The sequence below is a fragment of the Arthrobacter sp. TMS2-4 genome (assembly GCF_054511075.1).
Genome location: NZ_JBTNDI010000002.1, coordinates 455,950 through 475,953, shown reverse-complemented (window position 1 = coordinate 475,953; position 20,004 = coordinate 455,950). Strand labels below are relative to the sequence as shown.

Annotated in this window: 20 protein-coding genes; 3 read left to right on the top strand and 17 right to left on the bottom strand. The window is 70.3% G+C overall.

The window, feature by feature from the left end:
• Positions 1–11: 11 nt before the first annotated feature.
• The 11 genes from ACX80F_RS05320 to truB all read right to left on the bottom strand — a co-directional run bounded on the left by ACX80F_RS05320 (position 12) and on the right by truB (position 9,860).
• Positions 12–398, bottom strand: a complete 387-nt coding sequence (locus ACX80F_RS05320) for a DUF7793 family protein (protein WP_459335328.1) — start codon at positions 396–398, stop codon at positions 12–14.
• 230 nt (positions 399–628) lie between these two features.
• Positions 629–1,270: a vitamin K epoxide reductase family protein gene (locus ACX80F_RS05315; RefSeq protein WP_459335378.1), complete on the bottom strand. Its 642-nt coding sequence runs from the start codon at positions 1,268–1,270 to the stop codon at positions 629–631.
• On the bottom strand, positions 1,267–1,965 hold the full coding sequence (locus ACX80F_RS05310) for a DsbA family protein (protein WP_459335327.1): 699 nt from the start codon (positions 1,963–1,965) through the stop codon (positions 1,267–1,269). Before ACX80F_RS05310 ends, ACX80F_RS05315 begins: the two co-directional genes overlap by 4 nt.
• Before the next feature lie 5 nt (positions 1,966–1,970).
• A complete protein-coding gene (locus ACX80F_RS05305) occupies positions 1,971–3,350 on the bottom strand; it encodes a M16 family metallopeptidase (RefSeq protein ID WP_459335326.1) in 1,380 nt (459 codons plus the stop codon).
• A gap of 114 nt (positions 3,351–3,464) precedes the next feature.
• On the bottom strand, positions 3,465–5,717 hold the full coding sequence (locus ACX80F_RS05300; RefSeq protein WP_459335377.1) for a polyribonucleotide nucleotidyltransferase: 2,253 nt from the start codon (positions 5,715–5,717) through the stop codon (positions 3,465–3,467).
• Positions 5,718–5,959: 242 nt separating this feature from the next.
• Complete coding sequence (gene rpsO / locus ACX80F_RS05295) at positions 5,960–6,229, bottom strand: 30S ribosomal protein S15 (protein WP_043447493.1); 270 nt, start codon at positions 6,227–6,229, stop codon at positions 5,960–5,962.
• Between the two features lie 103 nt (positions 6,230–6,332).
• Positions 6,333–7,328, bottom strand: a complete 996-nt coding sequence (locus ACX80F_RS05290; protein WP_459335325.1) for a bifunctional riboflavin kinase/FAD synthetase — start codon at positions 7,326–7,328, stop codon at positions 6,333–6,335.
• A 125-nt stretch (positions 7,329–7,453) separates the two neighbouring features.
• Positions 7,454–8,089: a DUF4345 domain-containing protein gene (locus ACX80F_RS05285; RefSeq protein ID WP_459335324.1), complete on the bottom strand. Its 636-nt coding sequence runs from the start codon at positions 8,087–8,089 to the stop codon at positions 7,454–7,456.
• A gap of 45 nt (positions 8,090–8,134) precedes the next feature.
• Positions 8,135–8,500, bottom strand: a complete 366-nt coding sequence (locus tag ACX80F_RS05280; protein WP_459335376.1) for a hypothetical protein — start codon at positions 8,498–8,500, stop codon at positions 8,135–8,137.
• Between the two features lie 86 nt (positions 8,501–8,586).
• A complete protein-coding gene (locus tag ACX80F_RS05275; protein WP_459335323.1) occupies positions 8,587–8,955 on the bottom strand; it encodes a hypothetical protein in 369 nt (122 codons plus the stop codon).
• Positions 8,956–8,957: 2 nt separating this feature from the next.
• Positions 8,958–9,860 carry a tRNA pseudouridine(55) synthase TruB gene (gene truB, locus ACX80F_RS05270; RefSeq protein ID WP_459335322.1) on the bottom strand — a complete coding sequence of 301 codons (903 nt, stop codon included), beginning with the start codon at positions 9,858–9,860 and terminating at the stop codon, positions 8,958–8,960.
• Between the two features lie 55 nt (positions 9,861–9,915).
• Here truB and ACX80F_RS05265 point away from each other — a divergent pair, with 55 nt between their 5' ends.
• A complete protein-coding gene (locus tag ACX80F_RS05265) occupies positions 9,916–11,094 on the top strand; it encodes a pyridoxal phosphate-dependent aminotransferase (protein WP_459335321.1) in 1,179 nt (392 codons plus the stop codon).
• Positions 11,095–11,172: 78 nt separating this feature from the next.
• Here ACX80F_RS05265 and rbfA read toward each other — a convergent pair whose 3' ends face one another.
• The 5 genes from rbfA to ACX80F_RS05240 form a co-directional block, all read right to left on the bottom strand.
• Positions 11,173–11,610 (bottom strand): 30S ribosome-binding factor RbfA, encoded by a 438-nt coding sequence (gene rbfA, locus ACX80F_RS05260; protein ID WP_055772560.1) that lies wholly within the window; start codon positions 11,608–11,610, stop codon positions 11,173–11,175.
• A gap of 109 nt (positions 11,611–11,719) precedes the next feature.
• Positions 11,720–14,674, bottom strand: a complete 2,955-nt coding sequence (infB, locus tag ACX80F_RS05255; RefSeq protein WP_459335320.1) for a translation initiation factor IF-2 — start codon at positions 14,672–14,674, stop codon at positions 11,720–11,722.
• Positions 14,675–14,784: 110 nt separating this feature from the next.
• The gene (locus ACX80F_RS05250) at positions 14,785–15,084 is read right to left on the bottom strand and encodes a YlxR family protein (RefSeq protein WP_459335319.1); all 300 of its coding nucleotides are present in this window, start codon (positions 15,082–15,084) and stop codon (positions 14,785–14,787) included.
• Between the two features lie 168 nt (positions 15,085–15,252).
• Entirely contained in the window at positions 15,253–16,242 is a 990-nt protein-coding gene (gene nusA / locus ACX80F_RS05245) for a transcription termination factor NusA (protein ID WP_459335318.1), read from the bottom strand.
• Between the two features lie 10 nt (positions 16,243–16,252).
• Positions 16,253–16,924, bottom strand: coding sequence for a ribosome maturation factor RimP (locus ACX80F_RS05240; protein ID WP_459335317.1), 672 nt, complete (start codon positions 16,922–16,924; stop codon positions 16,253–16,255).
• Between the two features lie 63 nt (positions 16,925–16,987).
• On the opposite strand from ACX80F_RS05240, the gene ACX80F_RS05235 reads away from it, so the two are divergent.
• Positions 16,988–18,139 (top strand): DUF4439 domain-containing protein, encoded by a 1,152-nt coding sequence (locus tag ACX80F_RS05235; RefSeq protein ID WP_459335316.1) that lies wholly within the window; start codon positions 16,988–16,990, stop codon positions 18,137–18,139.
• Positions 18,132–19,181, top strand: a complete 1,050-nt coding sequence (locus ACX80F_RS05230; RefSeq protein WP_459335315.1) for an aminoglycoside phosphotransferase family protein — start codon at positions 18,132–18,134, stop codon at positions 19,179–19,181. Before ACX80F_RS05235 ends, ACX80F_RS05230 begins: the two co-directional genes overlap by 8 nt.
• Positions 19,182–19,188: 7 nt before the next feature.
• Here ACX80F_RS05230 and ACX80F_RS05225 read toward each other — a convergent pair whose 3' ends face one another.
• Positions 19,189–20,004, bottom strand: a complete 816-nt coding sequence (locus ACX80F_RS05225; RefSeq protein WP_459335314.1) for a sulfite exporter TauE/SafE family protein — start codon at positions 20,002–20,004, stop codon at positions 19,189–19,191.

Genomic DNA, 20,004 nt, shown 5'->3' with positions numbered 1-20,004 from the left:
CGTCAGCGCGGCTACGCGAGGCGGGACACCGGGTCGGGCAGATGACCTGTCAGCCAGGTCAGCGCCGCCTCCTCGTCCGTGAAGAACCGGACCTCGTGCACCGATTGCTGCACGGATGCGGCGATGACCCGGTCCACGGGGGTAGCGCCGAGCATCGCAGCGGCCAGGACCCTGAACTCCGAGCCGTAGGCGGCCCGCGCGCCGGCAGTGATGGTCAGGATGTGGCGCATGTCCACCAGGACCGCGTACGGGACATGTCCTACCAGCTCCAGGCTCTGCGCGAGGACGTCCCTGGCGTCGGCCTCCTGTACTTCGGTCTCCGACGCCCAGGTCAGGCGGACGAGTCCCGGGCGGAGCAGCCGGAGCGTGGCCCTGCCGTCGGCGGCGGATACCTGCACCGTCCGGCCGTAGCCGGTCGTCAGCACCGGGCCCGCGCCAGGGCGCGCTGCTTGCTCGATCCCACGATCGTCGATACGTATCAGCTCCCAGGCCGCAGTGGTGGTCAGGTTCTCATCCTACGAACCCGGGAGGTCCGTGATGACCTAGGCACCCGCAGCTTATCCGCAACTTGTCCGCACGGTCGTGGGCGGTCGGCAGCCCTGCCCGCCCGGCGTCCCGCTGGGCTCTCTCACGTGAAGACGTGGAGGAACCGGAGGACCACGGAGGCGGCGACGCCGATCCAGGTCAGGACGACGATGGGTCCTACCCAGGCTGCGAGGGTGCGCGTGAGTCCGGCGGGTGCGGGGATGATGCCGTGGACGAGGTTGCGGACGGTGGTGAGGACGACCAGGGGGATCATCGCCGTCCACACGACCATGCAGTAGAGGCACAGGATGTAGATGTCGAAGAGGGCCTGGCTCCACAGCCAGGCCGCGAAGACCCCGCCGAGGGTGACGCCCGCCTGCAGGCCCACCCAGTACCAGCGGCTGAAGCGGGCTCCGGCGAGCAGGGCCATGCCGGTGGTGATGACGACGGCGAAGCCCACGAGGCCGATGAACGGGTTGGGGACGCCGAAGACTTCGGACTGCCAGGTCTCCATGACCCGCCCGCAGGAGACCCACGGGTTGATGTCGCACCTGGTGACGTGGTCGGGGTTCCGGTAGAGCTCGAGCTTCTCGAGGATCAGGATGCCGGCTGCACCCCAGCCGATGGCCCCCGTGACCACGAGCATCACCCCGAACGGGATGCGGCGTGCGAAATCGGGCAGCGAGGCCACGTCGTCGTGCCCCGGTGCCGGACCCTGATCGCTGATGGGCGCCACGGTGCTCAGTCCGCGATGGCGGTCTCGATGAGGCTACGGAATTCCTCGATCGTGGCCGGCTGGATCTTCCGTCCCTCGAGGAAGAACGTCGGGGTCCCCTCGACGTCCAAGGCCATCCCGTCGGCCTTGTCCGCATTGACGCGCTCCATGGTGGCCGGGTCCGCGATCGCCGCGTCGTAGGCGGCCATGTCCAGGCCGAGGTCCTCGGCGTAGCTCCTGAAGAGCGGGGACCTGTCCTCGTCGGTGTGGCTCCACTCGGTCTGCGTCTCGTACATGCGCGCGTGCATCTCCTTGAAGCGCCCCTGCTGCGCGGCAGCCTCGACGGCCGCGGCTGCGGCCCCGGAGTTCGGGTGGCCGGGCAACGGGAAGTACCGGGAGACGACCGTCAGGTTCTCGCCGTACTCCTCGGAGAGGTCCTCCACCACCGGGTACGCGGCCAGGCAGGCTTCGCATTCGAAGTCGAGGAACTCGACGAGGACGGCCTTCTCGTCCGGCGCTTGGGACAGGCGGTGGCTGTCCGGACGGACGATCTCCGCGGCGCCTGCCGCCGTCCCGGTCGTCCCGCCCTCGTCCTCGCCGGGCGCGTTCACCAGGATCAGCAGACCGATGACGACGGCGACGACGGCGAGCATCCCGATCGCGATCCGGTTCGGGAGGCTCAGGCCCTTCGTGGCGGGCGTCCCGGTGGGAGCGGGGGCCGTCATGCCCGTCAGGCGCCCTGGACGGCGAGGTCCGCCTCGGAGTCGAAGGGCCCGACGACGACGGTGGTGCGCGGCGCGGCGGCGAGCTCCCGCGCCAGGGCCTGCACGTCCTCGGCGGTGACGGACCGGATGCGGTGCAGGGAGGCGTCCATGTCGACGAACTCCCCCGAGACGAGCTCCGAGCGGCCGAGCCTGGACATGCGGGAACTGCTGTCCTCGAGGGCCATGACCAGCCCGCCCGAGAGCTGCCCCACCGCCTTGCGGAGCTCCTCGGCATCGATGCCGTCGGCGGCGAGGCGGTCCAGTTCGGCGCCGAGCAGGTCGATGACCTGGGCGGTCTTGGCCGGCGAGCACCCGGCATACATGCCGAAGTAGCCGGCATCGGCGTAGGCGGCCGAGAAGGAGTAGGTGGAGTAGACCAGTCCCCGCTTCTCGCGGATCTCCTGGAACAGGCGCGAGGACATGCCGCCGCCGAGGACCGCGTTCAGGACGCTCATCGCGAACCGGCGCTCGTCCGTCGCCGTCAGGGAGGGGCAGCCGATCAGGATGTTCGACTGCTCGACGGCGCGCCGGATCACGTGGACGCCCGTCGACCCCTGGACAGGGACCTCGGTCGTCCGGCGGCGTGGGACGGGCAGCGCGCCCTCGTCGAGGGTCCACCCGGCCGTCTCGAGCGCTTCCTGGACGAGGCGGCAGACGACGTCGTGATCCAGCCCGCCCGCGGCGGTGACGACCAGCTCGGAGGGGGTGTAGTAGCGGCGGTAGTGCGCGAGCACGGAATCGCGCGGCACGGCGCGGATCGCCTCGGGCGTCCCGCCGATCGGCCGGCCGAGCGGGTGCTCCCCCAGCACCAGCTCGACGAATCGCTCGTGCGCCACGTCCGCGGGATCGTCGCTGTCCATCGCGATCTCCTCGAGGATCACGTCCCGCTCCTGCTCGAGCTCTTCCGGGTCGAGCACGGCGGAGGTGACCATGTCGGCGATGACGTCGATGGCCATCGGCAGGTCCGAGTCGAGGACCCGGGCGTAGTAGCAGGTGTTCTCCTTCGCGGTCGCGGCGTTGGATTCGCCGCCTACCTCGTCGAAGGCCGACGCGATGTCCATCGCGCTGCGGCGCGTGGTGCCCTTGAACAACAGGTGCTCGAGGAAGTGGGTGGAGCCGTGCTGGCCGTCGGCCTCGTCGCGGGATCCGACGCCGACCCAGAAACCGATCGTCGCGGACCGCTGGCCCGGCATGGCCTCGGTGAGCACGCGGACGCCGCCGGGCAGCACGCTGCGCCGCACCACGTTGCCGCCCGGATCACCGGCCACGAACGTGGGATCGGAGCCCTCCAGACCGGTATGGAGGGTGGGGAGCAGGGGCAGGGACACTACGGAGGACAGGGACATCCTGGACTTTCTGATCTGTCGACTGGTCGGGAAACGGCAGACGGCCCCGGCGCCGATCGAATGGATCGGAACGCGCCGGGGCCGTACGGTGCTCAGGAAGAGCGGGGCAACAGGTCAGTCGTCGCCCTCGGTGGCCTCGGGCAGCTCGATGCCGGCGTCCTCGGAGAGATCCTCCGCGACGACGGGCGAGAGCGAGAGCTTTCCGCGGTCGTCGACCTTGGTGATCTCGACCTGGACCTTCTGGCCCACGGAGACGACCTCGTCGACGTTGTCGACGCGCTTTCCACCGGCGAGCTTGCGCAGCTCGGAGATGTGCAGCAGGCCGTCCTTGCCGGGGGTCAGCGAGACGAAGGCACCGAAGGTCGTGGTCTTGACGACCGTGCCCAGGTAGCGCTCACCGATCTCGGGGACCTGCGGGTTGGCGATGGCGTTGACGGCGGCGCGCGCGGCTTCCGCCGACTCGCCGTTCGTCGCGCCGATCAGCACGGTGCCGTCGTCCTCGATCGAGATGTCCGCCCCGGTGTCCTCCTGGATCTGGTTGATCATCTTGCCCTTGGGGCCGATGACCTCGCCGATCTTGTCCACGGGGATCTTCACCGAGATGATCCGCGGTGCGAACTCGGAGAGCTCGTCCGGGGTGTCGATCGCGGCCTGCAGCACGCCCAGGATGTGCAGGCGTGCCTCGCGGGCCTGCTTCAGGGCGGCGGCGAGCACGGACGCGGGGATGCCGTCGAGTTTCGTGTCCAGCTGGATCGCCGTGACGAACTCGGACGTTCCGGCGACCTTGAAGTCCATGTCGCCGAAGGCGTCCTCGGCACCGAGGATGTCCGTCAGGGCCGCGTAGCGGGTCTGTCCGTCGACGACGTCGGAGACGAGGCCCATCGCGATACCGGCCACCGGGGCGCGCAGGGGGACACCGGCGTTGAGCAGCGACAGCGTGGAGGCGCAGACCGAGCCCATCGACGTCGAGCCGTTGGAGCTCAGCGCCTCGGAGACCTGGCGGATCGCGTACGGGAACTCCTCGCGGCTCGGCAGGACGGGCACGAGGGCGCGCTCTGCGAGTGCTCCGTGGCCGATCTCGCGGCGCTTCGGCGAACCGACGCGGCCGGTCTCACCGGTGGAGTAGGGCGGGAAGTTGTAGTTGTGCATGTAGCGCTTGCGCGTGACAGGCGACAGCGAGTCGATCTGCTGCTCCATCTTGAGCATGTTCAACGTGGTGACCCCGAGGATCTGGGTCTCGCCGCGCTCGAAGATCGCGGAGCCGTGCACGCGCGGCAGGACCTCGACCTCGGCGGTGAGCTTGCGGATGTCACTCAGGCCGCGACCGTCGATGCGGACCTGGTCCTTCAGGATGCGCTGGCGGACGACGGCCTTGGTCAGCGAGCGGAAGGCTGCGGAGAGCTCCTTCTCGCGTCCCTCGAACTGGCCGCCGAGGGCGTCCATGAGCTCGGCCTTGAGGGCGTCGGACGCACTCTCGCGCTCCTGCTTGTCGCCGATCTGGAAGACCTGTCCGAGCTTCTCGGCTCCGGCGGACTCCACGGCGGCGTAGACGTCGTCCTGGTAGTCGAGGAAGACGGGGAACTCGACGGTCGGCTTCGCGGCGCGGGCGGCGAGGTCGGCCTGCGCCTCGCACAGCGCGCGGATGAACGGCTTCGCGGCCTCGAGGCCGTCGGCGACGATCTCCTCGGTGGGAGCGGTCGCGCCGTTCTCCTTGATGAGGTTCCACGAGTTGTCGGTCGCTTCGGCCTCGACCATCATGATGGCGACGTCGTCACCGGCGATGCGTCCGGCGACGACCATGTCGAAGACGGAGTTCTCGAGCTCGGAGTGCTTCGGGAAGGCGATCCACTGGTCGGTGCCGCTGCCGTCGGAGACGAGGGCGACGCGGACGCCACCGATCGGGCCCGAGAAGGGCAGGCCGGAGAGCTGCGTGGACATGGACGCGGCGTTGATGGCCACGACGTCGTAGCGGACGTCGGGATTGATCGCGAGGATCGTGACGACGACCTGGACCTCGTTGCGGAGTCCCTTGACGAAGGCGGGGCGCAGCGGGCGGTCCATGAGGCGGCAGGCGAGGATGGCCTCCGTCGAGGGGCGGCCTTCGCGGCGGAAGAACGAACCCGGGATGCGGCCCGCGGCGTACATGCGCTCTTCGACGTCGACGGTCAGCGGGAAGAAGTCGAAGCCTTCGCGCGGGTGCTTGCCGGCCGTGGTGGCCGAGAGCAGCGCGGTGTCCTCGTCGATGTAGACCATGGCGGAGCCGGCGGCCTGCTGGGCGACGCGACCGGTCTCGAACCGGACGGTGCGTGTTCCGAAGCGACCGTTGTCGATCACTGCTTCGGCGAACTGAATTTCGGGACCCTCCAAGAGAGTCACCTCCGTTTCCTGGTAGACGGAGGCAATCGGCACCCGACGTGGGCCGTCCCTCATGGACGCCCCACAGCACCCGGTCTTCGATCGAGATCCACGGAACGGCGTTCCGGAGATCACTACCGAGGACCGCGAATGCGTGGTGCCGATCGACTCCTGTTGTGCGTGGGGTACTTCCTGCTATTACCAGCGAGAAGGCGGCTCCCCTCGGTGGAGAGGATGCCGCCTTCTGATGCTACTTATCGACGCAGACCCAGGCGCTCGATGAGCGTCCGGTAGCGCGTGATGTCCGTGTCCCGCAGATAGTCCAGCAGGCGACGGCGGCGACCGACGAGAAGAAGCAGGCCACGACGCGTGTGGTGGTCGTGCTTGTGCATCTTCAGGTGCTCGGTCAGGTCGAGGATACGGCGGGAAAGCATCGCGATCTGGACCTCGGGTGAACCGGTGTCACCTTCGGCCAGGGCGTACGCCTTGATGATTTCCTGCTTGATGGCGGCGTCAAGGGCCACGAGTAACTCCTAGAGTTGTACCGTGAACAGGTGCTGAGCATCGTTTGCACGACGACACAGAAAAATCCAGCCACCACGGACTGCAGCCGGATCTGCGACAAGTCTAGCGTCTGGGCTGATGTTCTGTCGAAAGCAGGCCACGCGCGCGGTCGACGTCGAGCCTCATCTGGTCGATGAGCGCTTCGGGCCCGGTGTAGGTCACCTGTCCGCGCAGCCGTTCGACGAACTCGACGACGACGGACTGCCCGTACAGGTCGAAGTCCTGCACCCGCTCCGGCGGCCGGTTGATGACGTGCGCCTCGACCTGGCGGTCGACGCCGTCGAAGGTGGGGTTCGATCCGACGGAGATGGCGGCGGGCCACCGCGTCCCGGCCTGGTCGGTGAGCCAGCCGGCGTAGATGCCGTCGGCGGGAGTGAATCCCTGTGCGGAGGCGCCGAGGTTGGCGGTCGGATAGCCGAGCTCCCTGCCGCGGGCCGCGCCGTGCACCACGACGCCGCGCACGCGGTGGAGCCGGCCGAGCACGCGGGCCGCGGTTCCCACGTCCCCGGCCTCGAGGGCCTCCCGGACCCAGGTCGAGGAGCAGCGACGGTCGCCGTCGGCGGCCGTGACGTCCGCCGGATAGCCGGCCCCGAAGTCGTCGATGGTGATGACCTCGAAGCCGAGCGTGCGGCCGAGCTCCCGCATGGTGTCGAGGTCCCCGCTGTTGCCCCGGCCGAACCGGACGTCGTGGCCGATGACCACGGCCTTGGCCCGGAGCGCCCGCACGAACACGCGCTCCACGAACTCCTCCGGCGAGTTGGCGGCCAGATCGAGCGTGTAGTGCATCATCAGCAGGGCGTCGATGCCGGTCTCGGCGAGGGTCTCCACGCGGTCGTCGAGGCCCATGATCAGTTCGGGCGCCGTGTCCGGCCGGTGGACCTGCGAGGGGTGCGGATCGAAGGACACGACGACGGCCGCGGCGGATCGTTGCCGCGCCGCCTCGACGACCTGCTGCAGGACGTGCTGGTGTCCCCGGTGCACGCCGTCGAAGTTGCCGAGCGTCAGGACGGAGGGCCCGAAATCCTCGGGCACACTGTCCAGGTCTCTCCAGTAGTACACGCATCTCCTTCGCGGTTCGGCCGATACCCGGAACCGCGGGTGTGGTCCGGCGGGTCGATCGCCGATCCCATTATGGCCGAAGGCCCCGTCACCCATGGCATCCCGGGCCCGGACACCGGCACCCTCTAGCCGCGCTGGGAGAACTCCTTGCGGAGCTCGCTGGTCTTCGCGATGTACTTGTGCCAGACGAGCAGGGCCGCCGGGAAGGCGAGTTCGATGACCATGAGGATGATCAGCAGGTAGTGGGGGGTGCCGGAGAACGCCCACGACAGGACACGCCCGATGCCGCCGACGAACACCATGAGGCACACGAGCCAGAGCATGTTGGCCCACTGGAACTTGATCGCGATCGTGACGAACGCCGCGCCGACACCCACCATCATGGCCGAGTAGAAGCGGAACTGGCTCTCGAGGGTGGGATTGACCGGTGCGCCGTCGGTGTCCGGCAGGCCCGCCGTGCCGAGGATCAGGTAGTAGACGCCGAAGGCGGCGAGGGCCAGTCCCAGCAGGACGACGACGGTACGGAACACGTTCCAGTCACCGCCCGTGGACGCGGCCCGGCCCGCCTTCTTCCCCTTGGCGGGGGCGCCGGTCCTGGCAGTGCCGGCTTTGGGGGTGCTCGCCGTCGTGCCCGACGCCGCGGACGCCGCACCCGCCGTGCCGGACGCCGGGGTCGAGGCTCGCGACGAGGACGGTGCCGGCCCGGCGGGTCGTCCGCCCGGCGCGGAGGAGTCGTCGTGCTCGGGGCTGTTGCTGGTCATGTCGCTCCCTGGGGGCCGGGTGGATGGTGCTCTTCCGTCATACTCTCACGGCGTGCCCGGCCGGTTCCTGCGCAGCCAGAGAAGTCCGAGGACCGGCAGGACGAGCGGGACGAACCCGTAGCCGCGGCCGAAGGCCGACCACACCGTCTCGCTCGGGAACGCCTCCGCGTCGAACACACTGAGCAGTCCCACCGCGATGACTCCCACGAGCTCCGTGGTCACGGCGACGACGGAGACGAGGTAGGCGCGGGCGCCGGGCCGGGCGAGCGAGACGGTGGCGACGATGTACACGACGGCGGCGAAGGCCGACAGCAGGTATGCCAGCGGCGCCTCGTCGAACTTCGTCACGATCTGGAACGCCGCCCTGGCCGTCGCGGCGAGGGCGAACACGCCGTACACGGCGATCAGCAGCCGCCCGGGGCCGCTCGCGCGGTGCGTGCCGTCCGCGTGGTGCGTGCCGTCCGCCGCGGCGGGGACCGACCCGTGCCTCTGCCTGCTCACAGTCCGGCCACCCCGTCCCAGATCTGCTCCATGCGGAAGAGCATGACGAACACGGTCAGCCCGGCCGCCCCCAGCACGAAGTTGCTCCAGCGCGTCTTCTCGAGGATCGCCCACCAGAACGCCCCGACGGGCACGAGCAGTGCGGTGAGCAGGTAGCCCCAGAACTCCCAGGCCTCCCCGAGCACCGGTTCCCCCGCGAGCTGCCGGATCACGGCGCCGACGCCGTAGGCGAGGAGGAAGAGCTCGACGGCCGCGACCGACAGGATCGTGATGTCGTTCGGGGGGCGGCGCAGCACGCCCGCCCCGATGCACAGCAGGGCGGAGACGGCGCACACGAGAGCCCCGATGAGGAAGAAGGGATCCACGCCTATTCCTTGCCCCCGGGCGCGAACACCAGGACGGTCCGGGCGGCGTCCCCGCGGTTCTCGAGCAGCGCCACGAGGGTGCCGTCCGGCGCGTAGGCCGCGACCGGGCCGTCCGGGTCGGCGTTCGGCGCCACCTTCCGGCCGTGGGACACATCGGCGGTCTCGGTGTCCGAGAGGTCGCGGACGGGGAACAGGGCCCGTCCGGCGTCGTCGAGGGACAGCACCTCGAGCTCCTCGGCGAGCTGCTCCAGCGTGCGTGCCTGTCCGATGGTGTACGGGCCCACCTGCGTCCGTCGGAGCGCCGTGAGGTGACCGCCGACGCCGAGCGCCGCGCCGAGGTCGCGGGCGAGGGCGCGGATGTACGTCCCGGAGCTGCACTCCACGGTGACGTCGACGTCCTGGAGGCGGCCGTTGCTCACGCGCCGGATCGCGTGGACGGCGAAGCGGTGGATGGTCACGGGACGCGCTGCGAGGTGGACCTCCTCGCCGGAGCGGACCCGCGCGTAGGACCGCTCCCCCTTGACCTTGATGGCGCTCACGCTGCTGGGGACCTGCTCGATCTCGCCCGTGAGCGCGGCGACGGCGGTGCGGATCTCCTCCTCGGTCACCGCGGCGGCGATGCTCCCGCCGGTGACCTCGCCCTCGGCGTCGTCCGTGAGGGTGGACTGGCCCAGGCGGATCGTGGCGGTGTAGGTCTTCGTGGTGCCCACGATGAAGGTCAGGAGGCGGGTGGCCCGGTTGATGCCGACGACGAGGACGCCGGTGGCCATCGGGTCGAGGGTGCCGGCGTGGCCGACCTTCCGGGTACCTGCGAGGCGGCGCAGGCGACCGACCACGTCATGACTGGTCCAGCCCTGCGGCTTGTCCACGATGATCAGCCCGGAGTGGACCTGCCCCTCATTCACGCCTCCCAGTATATGGTCCGCACCGGGACCGGCCGTGCGCGATAGCATCCTGCGTATGCCCTCCGCTCCAGCCCACGTGGTGAACGTCCCGGTCAACCAGATCCGCGAGATCACGCAGGCGGCGTGGGCTACCCCCGACGCCATCGTGCTCAGCATCGGCGAACCGGGCTTCCCGGTGGCACGCCACGTGCTCGAGGCGGGCATGGCCGCGCTGGACCGGGACGACACGAACTACACCCCCAACGCCGGGATCGCGCCGGCCAGGGCGGCGTTCGCGGAACGGTTCTCACGGCTGGCGGGGGTCGACGACGATCCCTCGCGCGTCTTCGTCGTCGCGGGCGCCCAGCAGGGGCTGCACCTGGCGCTCAGCACGCTCATCGGAGCCGGTGACGAGGTGCTCCTCCCCGATCCGGGCTACCCCACGTTCGCCATGACGGTCGGCCTCCTCGGCGGTGTGCCGGTGCCCTACCCGCTGATGCCCGAGCACGGGTTCCAGCCGCGGATCGAGGACCTGCAGGGCCTGGTCACCGGACGCACGAAGGTCCTCCTGCTCAACTCCCCCTCGAATCCCCTCGGTTCGGTGTTCGACCACGAGCTCACGCGTGAGCTCGTCCGGTTCGCGCACGAGCACGATCTGTGGGTCGTCTCCGACGAGTGCTACGAGGCGTTCACCTACGACGTCCCGCACGTCAGTCCGGCACGCTTCGACGCCGGCGGTCCGGAGGCGGTCCCGGAGGCCCGGGAGAAGCGGGTGATCACGTCGCTGACGCTCTCGAAGACCTATGGGCTGACGGGGCTGCGCATCGGCGCGCTCGTCACGCCCCCGGGCATGGAGCCGCTGCTCAGCAACATCATGGAGGCCACGGTGTCCTGCGTCTCGGCGGCGTCGCAGTACGCCGCCGTCGCGGCGCTCACCGGCCCCCAGGACTACGTCTCGACGGCACTGCGGCACTACCGGGCCAACCGGGACGCGGCGACGGCGGTCCTCGACGGGCTCGGGATCGACTACCTCGACGCCCGCGGCGCCTTCTACCTCTGGGCCGACCTCTCGCACGCGACCGGCGGCGACGTCCGTGCCTGGACACGCTCGTTCCTCGCCGACCGGGGGGTGGCGCTGGCCCCGGGGACGGCTTTCGGCGCCCGCGGCGAGGGCTGGGTGAGGATCGCCCTCTGCGGCCGGACCGGGGATCTCGTCGAGGGACTCTCCCGGCTCCCCGCCCCGCCGAGGACCTGACCCGGCGGGAGTACGCGAAAGGCAGCCGACCCGTGGGGTCGGCTGCCTTTTCCGTTCGGTGCCGGACGGGGTCCGGGACTAGCGTGCCGCCTCGTCGTCCTCCGACGTGCGGTACGGGTCCGCGTCACCCGCGAAGTCGGCGCCCTGCGCGATCGCCGCCACTTCGGCGTCACGCTCGCGTGCCTTCTGCAGGAGTTCCTCGAGGTGGCTGGCGTTGACCGGCACCTCGTCGGGGACGAACTCGAGGGTGGGCGTGAGACGCGCCGTGATGTTCTTCCCGACCTCCGACCGCAGCACGCCGCGGGCGGACTCGAGTGCCATCCGGGTGGCCTGCTGCTCCTCCGGGTCGCCGAGCACGGTGTAGTACAGGGTCGCGTGCTGGAGGTCGTTCGTGACGCGGGCGTCGGTGATGGTCACGGCTTCCAGCCGGGGGTCCTTCACGCGGCGCCGCAGCGCCTCGGCGACGATGACTTTGATGCGCTGCGCGAGTCGCGCGGCGCGAGCCGGATCTGCCATTGCTGTTACTCCTACTGAAGCTGGTCTGGGGAGGAACCCTCGACGGGTTCCGGCGGTCCCGACAGGTCGGGCACCCCGGAGGACCGGGGCGCCCGACCTGCCCTACCTGCTAGGCGCGGGGCTTCTCCCGCATCTCGAAGGTCTCGATGGTGTCGCCTTCCTTGACATCGTTGAACGAGCCGAGGCCGATACCGCACTCGAAGTCGGTACGGACTTCGGTGGCGTCGTCCTTGAAGCGCTTGAGCGAGTCCACGGAGAGGTTGTCCCCGATGACCTTGCCGTCACGCAGGACACGGGCCCTGGTGTTGCGTCGGATGATGCCGGAACGGACGATCGAACCGGCGATGTTGCCGAACTTCGAGGAACGGAACACCTCGCGGACCTCTGCGGTACCGAGCTGCACCTCCTCGTACTCCGGCTTGAGCATGCCCTTGAGGGCGAGCTCGATGTCGTCGATCGCGGCGTAGATGACCGAGTAGAAGCGCATGTCCACGCCCTCACGATCGGCGTAGTCCGCCACGCGCTCCGCCGGCTTCACGTTGAAGCCGATGATGATCGCGTTGTCGACCGTCGCCAGGTTGACGTCGTTCTGCGTGATGGCACCGACGCCACGGTGGATGACGCGCAGCTGCACGCCTTCTCCGACGTCGATCTTGAGCAGCGAGTCCTCCAGGGCCTCGACGGCACCCGATACGTCACCCTTGAGGATGAGGTTGAGGGTGTCGACCTTGCCTTCGGCAACGGCCTGGTCGAAGTCCTCGAGGCTGATGCGCTTGCGGCGCTTCGCGAGGGCCGCGTTGCGGTCCGCCGCTTCACGCTTCTCGGCGATCTGGCGGCCGGTGCGCTCGTCGTCGGTGACGAAGAACGTGTCACCTGCACGGGGCACGTTGGACAGGCCCAGGACCTGGACCGGACGCGAGGGTCCCGCCGTCGTGACGACGTCGCCGTTCTCGTCGAACATCGCACGCACACGGCCGTGGGCCGTACCGGCGACGATCGTGTCGCCGACGTTCAGCGTTCCGGACTGGACCAGCACGGTCGCGACCGCGCCGCGGCCCTTGTCCAGGTTCGCCTCGATGGCGATGCCGCGGGCGTCCTTGTTCGGGTTGGCCCGCATGTCCAGCGCGGCGTCCGCGGTGAGCAGGACGGCCTCGAGGAGTTCGTCGATGCCCATGCCCTGCAGCGCCGAGACGTGCACGAACATGGTGTCGCCGCCGTACTCCTCGGGGACGAGTCCGTACTCGGTGAGCTGGCCCTTGACCTTGTCCGGGTTCGCGCCTTCCTTGTCCATCTTGTTGACGGCCACGACGATCGGCACGTTGGCCGCCTGGGCGTGGTTCAGCGCCTCGACGGTCTGCGGCATGACGCCGTCATCGGCTGCGACGACGAGCACCGCGATGTCCGTGACCTTCGCGCCACGGGCACGCATGGCGGTGAACGCCTCGTGGCCCGGGGTGTCGATGAACGTGATGGCGCGGGGCGCATCCTCGTGGACGTGCTGGATCTGGTAGGCACCGATGTGCTGGGTGATGCCACCGTGCTCGCCCTCGACGACCTTCGTGTTGCGGACGGCGTCGAGCAGTCGCGTCTTACCGTGATCGACGTGGCCCATGACCGTGACGACCGGCGGACGTGCCTCGAGCTGCTCGTCGCCCTCGGCTTCCAGCTCGGCATCGAAGTCGATGTCGAAGCTGCTGAGGAGCTCGCGCTCCTCGTCCTCGGGCGAGACGACCTGGATGAGGTAACCCAGCTCCGTGCCGAGGACCTGGAAGGTGTCCTCGTCGAGTGACTGCGTCGCCGTTGCCATCTCACCGAGGTGGAACAGCACGGTGACCAGCGCGGCCGGGTTCGCCTCGATCTTGTCGGCGAAGTCGGTGATCGACGAACCGCGACGCAGGCGGACGACGGTGTTGCCGTCTCCGCGGGGTACGCTCACGCCGCCCAGCGACGGAGCTGACATCTGCTCCAGTTCCTGCCGCTTCGCGCGCTTCGACTTGCGCTGCTTGCCACGTCCGGCGCCACCCTTGCCGAAGGCACCGGCGGTGCCGCCGCGTCCGCGGCCGCCCTTGCCGAAACCGCCGCCGGCGGGTGCCCCGCTGGGGCTGTTCGGTGCTCCACCGGGTCCGCGGCGCGGACCGGCACCCGCGCCGGGCGCTCCGCGGCCGGGGGCGGCGGGACGTTCGGTGCGGTTGGGCATCATGCCGGGCGTGGGACGCGAGCCGGGGGCTCCGGCGGGCCGGGGCGCACCCGGACGCGGTGCGCCCGGACGGGGTCCACCGGCACCCGCTGCGGGACGGGGTCCACCGGCACCGGCAGCCGGGCGGGGTCCGCCGGCGCCGGCAGCGGGACGCTGCTGGGGATCGTCACGGCGACCCGGCCGGGGCATGCCCTGCGACGGGGCGAACGGGTTGTTGCCGGGACGCGGGGGACGATCCGAACCGCGCTCGGCACCACGGTCGGTGTCGCCACGGCGTGAACCCATGCCCTGCGAGGGCGCGAACGGGTTGTTCCCGGGGCGGGGTGCGCCGCCGGGACGAGCACTCGACGGGCGGGTCGTCCCCGCCGGCGGTGCTGCTGGAGGGGTCGCCGGGCGGGGCGCAGGGCGGGTGCCCTCGCCGGAGCCCTCGGTCTCGCTGTTCTGCGGTGCCGGCGCGGGAGTGTCCTGCGCCGCCGGCGCAGGGGTGCTCGGTGCTGCAGGAGCCGGGGCGTCCTGGGCAGCCGGAGCGGAGCCGTTGGAGAACGGCGATGCCTGCGGTGCGACCGGGGCTTCCGGTGCGGGGGTGCTCGGTGCTGCGGGCGCAGCCGGGGCGGGTGCCTCGGGCGCTGCCTGCGCGGCACCCGGCTTCGGGCCCGGCGAGGGCGCCGACGGGCGTGACGGTGCGGGGGGCGCCGCAGCCGTGGGGGCGGCGTTCGGGAAGGCGCCGCGAAGCTTCTTCACGACGGGGGCTTCAATGGTGGATGACGCTGAACGGACGAACTCGCCCAGTTCCTGCAGTTTCGCAACTGCGTCTTTCGAGGTGATACCGAGCTCTTTCGCGAGCTCGTGTACGCGGACCTTGGCCACATTTCTCCTGTCTCGGTCCGCACCGAGTCAGGCACGAACCGTCTATTTCCTACTGCTGATCCCAGTCGCAAGCGCGTCTGGCAGATCAAAGATCGAGCGCAACGGATTGGTCATCGTTGCGCACTCATCGCTGGGTGCTCATCGGGTTTCCATGAGGGTACTGACCCGCTTTCAGGGAGGACGGTGGGTGCGGAGCGTCCGTCTCGACGCTCCAGGTGTGCCTGGAAGGACGCTGCCAACTGGGCAGTGTCCACCGGCCCGCGAAAGGCCCTCGAGAAGGCTTTCCGCTTGACGGCTGTCTCCATGCATGCCGGGTCGGGATGCAGCCAAGCACCCCGTCCGGATAAGCGGCGCCGCTCATCGATCACGACCGTCATCTGGCCGTCGATCGGTCGTGCAACAACCCGCATCACGTGTGACTGGCGGTCCCGCCGACGGCATCCCACGCACGTGCGTATCGGATGTGCGTCCGTCGTCCGGTGCCCGGAATCGTGTCCACGTGCAGCCTTTTCCGGGCACGACCGGGCGGCAGTCTCGTCCATTCTACCCCTTCTGATCCTGCCGCCGGACCCGCAGGCCTAGGCCTTCGCCGGGGAGGCCTGCTGCGCGGCGTCGGACACAATGTCGATGCGCCAGCCCGTGAGCTTCGCCGCGAGCCGGGCGTTCTGGCCTTCCTTGCCGATCGCGAGGGAGAGCTGGTAATCGGGGACGACGACGCGCGCCGACCGGGTGGCCTCGTCGGTGATCGTCACGGAGGTCACGCGGGACGGCGAGAGGGAGCTGGCGATGAAGGCCGCGGCGTCGTCGTTGTAGTCGACGATGTCGATCTTCTCGTCGTTCAGCTCGTTCATGACCGCGCGGACACGGCTGCCCATCTCGCCGATGCACGCCCCCTTGGCGTTGACACCCGGGACGTTGGCCTTCACGGCGATCTTTGTGCGGTGCCCGGCTTCACGGGCGAGGGCGACGATCTCGACGGTGCGGTCGGCGATCTCGGGGACCTCCAGCTCGAAGAGCTTGCGCACGAGCCCGGGATGCGACCGGGACAGGGTGATGGAGGGTCCCTTCATCCCACGGTGCACATCGACCACGAAGGCGCGCAGCCGGGTGCCGTGCAGGTACTTCTCCCCCGGCACCTGCTCCGGCGGCGGCAGGACCGCTTCAACGGACCCGAGGTTGACCTGGATCATGTGCGGGTTGTTGCCCTGCTGGATCATGCCGGCGACGAGTTCGCCCTCCTTCCCGCGGAACTCCCCCAGGATGTTGTCGTCCTCGGCATCCCGCAGGCGCTGGAGGATGACCTGGCGTGCGGTGCTCGCCGCGATGCGCCCGAACCCGGTGGGTGTGTCGTCGAATTCGCCGACGAGCGCGCCGTCCTCGTCCTTCTCCGTGGCCCAGATGGTGACGTGCCCGGTCCGCCGGTCGAGCTCGGCGCGGGCGGTCTCGTGCGAGCCCGGCGAGCGATGGTAGGCGATGAGCAGAGCCTGCTCGATCGTGGGAACCAGCTTGTCGAGGGGGATCTCGCGCTCGTGCTCGAGCAGTCTCAGCGCGCTCATATCGATATCCATGGGGGTCTCCTTACGCGTGGTGCACGGCGCCGGAGATCTCCGGATCGGCCCCATCGTTGTCGTCGTGGTGTTCATCCTCGAGATGCGCGAATTCGACCTGGACGGTCCCCTTGCGGATCCTGGAAAACTCGAGGGCGAGCAAATCGCCCTGCTTTGGCTTCATGCCCTTCTTGACCGGCAGTTGCGGGATCAGCCGGACCCCGGTGTCCGACACGTCCTGCAGGCGGCCGAGGATCACGTCGCCGGTCACGGGCTTCACCTCGATCAGACGCCCCACGTTGCGGCGCCAGTGCCGCGGTTCGGTGAGGGGGCGTGAGACCCCGGGCGACGAGACTTCGAGATTGTACGGACGATCGTCGTCCTCCAGGTCGTCCATCGCCGTGGAGAGGTCCGTCGAGATGGCGGAGATCACATCGAAACCGACGCTTCCCGTGGTGTCCTCGGGCAGGTCCACGACGACGTGGACCGTGCGGTGGGACCCTGCGACCCTGACCTCGACGTCCTCGAGGAAGAGGTTGTGTTGGTCGACGACCGGCTTCAGCCGTGTCCTGAGACGCTGCGCTTCGTCCCGCAGTTCGGCCTCTGAGGCCGACCTGCTGGTCGAGGCATGATTTTCGTTCCCGGACCGGACCGCCATGGCTGCCTCCCACTCGATGATGTTGTGCTCCAAGAGTAGCGACATTCCGCGGCACCCGGTGTATCGGCCGGGCAAACGGGAAGCTCCGTGACATCATCGGGAACTGTGATGAAGCAGGCGGAGACGGACGGGCGGCAGGCCGGTGCAGGGCGCCGTGGATCCCGTGCCGGACGCCTGGCGCGGCGGGCCCTGGGCCTCGTCGGCCTCTTCATCGGGATGCTCCTCGTGGTCGGCGTCGGGCTGGGCGTCACCTCCCCGGACCCGCAGGAGCGCACCTACTCCGTCTCCGAACAGGCACAGCTGGACGCCGAGGACCGCTACCGCTCCGCGGCCGGTCAGGCGCGCGCCGTCGCGACCGATCCCGCCCTGGCCCCGGAGATCGTGGCGGGACTGGCCGCGGCCGCCGCCGACCTCGACGAACAGGCGGACGCCGTCGCCCTGCCGCGTCCCCCCGGTCCGACGGCGGGGTCCGACGCCGGTGCCGCGGCCCACACCGCACGTGCCACCGACACTGCGACCGCCACCGACACCGCCACCGACACCGCCGACCCGGCGCCGACCGACGTGCTGGCGACCCTCCGCGAGAGCGCCGTGCAGAGCCTTCAGGACGCGGTCCGCGTGGACCCCGGTCCGGGCCGCGTGCTCGCAGCGGCCGGGGCGAACCAGTGGCGGCACGCCCTGCATCTCGGCGGCGCCCTGGGCGTGGACCCGGAGTTGCCCCCGGCCGGCTCACTGACCGCCGCTGATCCGGCCACGGGCTCCGATGCCCCGGCGCCCCCCGAGTGCGCCGGGACCCCGCTGGGCCCCGTCGCCGACCGCCAGGCCCTCCTCGAGGCGAGGACCGCGGAGGACCAGGCACGGTACGCGTACGAGGTCGCTGCCGCGCTGCTCCCCGACCCCGCGCAGGCACTGGCCGCCGCGTCCGCCCATGCGGCGGCTGCGGAGGCGGCGACCCATCGCCTCGCCGCCCTGTGCGTGACCGCAGCCCCAGCCCCGGCCGGCTATGCGATCGGGCCCGACTTCCGCGCCGACCCCCTGGCCGCGACGCGCGCGATCGAACAGGAACGCACCGAGCTCTATGCGGGCCTCATCGCGATGGTGGGTCCGGACGCCCGCGCCTGGGCCGTCGCCTCGTTCAGCGCGGCCGCCCAGCGCAGCTTCGACGCCGGCACGCCGCTGGAAGCCCTGCCCGGCCTTGCCGGCAGCACGGAGGCACCGGACGCCGCCCCCGCGGATCCCACGGAGCATCCCGGTGGCTAGCGGATCACGAGGCGGCGGGAGCGGGCAGCCGTCGACCTCCGGTTCGCGCGCGGCGCTGCCCGAGCTCCCGCCGTCCCTCCTCCGGTCCGCGAGGACGATCGCGGGCGGCCTCCGGTGGACGCGCACCTGGCACCGCCTCCTCGTGGAGCGACTCGAGGACTGGAACCTGGATCTCGACCTCTGCCCGGGGCAGGCCGCGTGGGCGGGGCGGTGCGCCGTCGTCGTGCCGGTGCTGCGGCGCGACGGCGGGCCACCGGCCGTCCTCAAACTGACCATCCCCCACGACGAGGCCCTGCCCGAACCCGATGCGCTGACGCTGTGGGACGGCACGGGCGCGGTCCGCCTGCTGGCGTCGTCGCGGCCCGACTACGCCCTGCTGCTGCAGCGCCTCGACGGGAACCGCTCGCTGCGGGACGTGCCGCTGGACGAGACCCCCGGGCCGTGGGGCACGGTCCTGCGGCAGCTCTGCCTCCGCGCGGGCGACAGTGCGCCCTGGGCGGCCTTTCCCCACCTCGCGTCCGAGGCCGAGCAGTGGACGGACACGCTCCCCGCGCAGTGGGACGATCTCGGCGAACCGTTCCCGCGCTGGCTCATGGAGGCCGCGCTGGAAGTCTGCCAGGCACGCGGGGTCCTCGGCCGGCGGTCGGAACGGGACGTCCTCGTCCACGCGGACCTGCACTACGACAACCTCCTGCCGTCCTCGCCGGGCCGGCTCGGGGACTTCGTCGCCATCGATCCGAAGCCCGTGCTGGGTGACGCGGAGTATTCGGTGGCCCCCATGCTGTGGAACAGGCTCGGCGAGCTCGACCCCGCCGATCCGGCCGGTCACCTGCAGGCGCACTGCCGCGCGCTGGCGGGCGCCGCGGGGCTCGACGCGGACCTGGCGCGGGGGTGGTCCGTGGTCCGCGAGGTCCGCAACGCGCTGTCCTATCTGGCGCACGGCCGGAGCGACGACGCCGACCGGTCACTCTGGGTGGCGAGCTCGCTGCTCGGCCGGACCCTGGACGGGTTACCGCCCGCCGGCCACCTGTCCGTCCTGTGAACGCTCCTCAGTCCCCTGCCGTCAGCGGTCGGATGTTCTCGATCCACACGTCGTAGCCGAGCTTGACGATGAGTGCGCCGACGACGACCAGGAACACGACCCTGATGAAGCGGCTGCCCTGGCTGATGGCCATGCGTGATCCGGTGTAGCCGCCGGCCATGTTCGCGACGCCGAGCAGCAGGCCGAGTCCCCACAGGAGGGACCCGCTGGGCAGGAAGAACAGGAGGGCCCCGAAGTTGGTGGCCATGTTCACGATCTTGGCCTTGGCGCTGGCACCGAGAAAGTTGTAGCCCAGCAGCGTGACCATCGCGATGATCAGGAAGGACCCGGTGCCGGGGCCGATCAGTCCGTCGTAGAACCCGATGACGAGCCCGATGGCGCACGCCGTCGCGTAGTGCCGGGCGCCCTGGTACCGCAGCTTCGTGAGCGTCCCGACGGTGGGCTTCAGCGCGGTGAACACCGCGACACCGACGAGCGCCACCACGATGATGGGCTTGAAGACCGACGCCGGCAGCGACGACGCGAGGACGGCACCACCGAAGCTGCCGAGCAGGGCAACGCCCGCCATGGGCAGCGCCGTCCGCAGATCCGGGTGGGCGCGCCGGTAGTAGGTGATGGCGCTCGTCGTCGTGCCGAAGATGGACCCCATCTTGTTGGTGGCCAGGGCCTCCACGGGGGCGATGCCGGGCACCAGGAGCAGCGCGGGCAGCTGCAGCAGGCCACCACCACCGACGACGGCGTCCACCCAGCCGGCCGCGAAGCCGGCGACGAGCACCAGCAGGATCGTGGCGAGGTGCAGCTCCTCGAGTCCCGAACCTGCCAA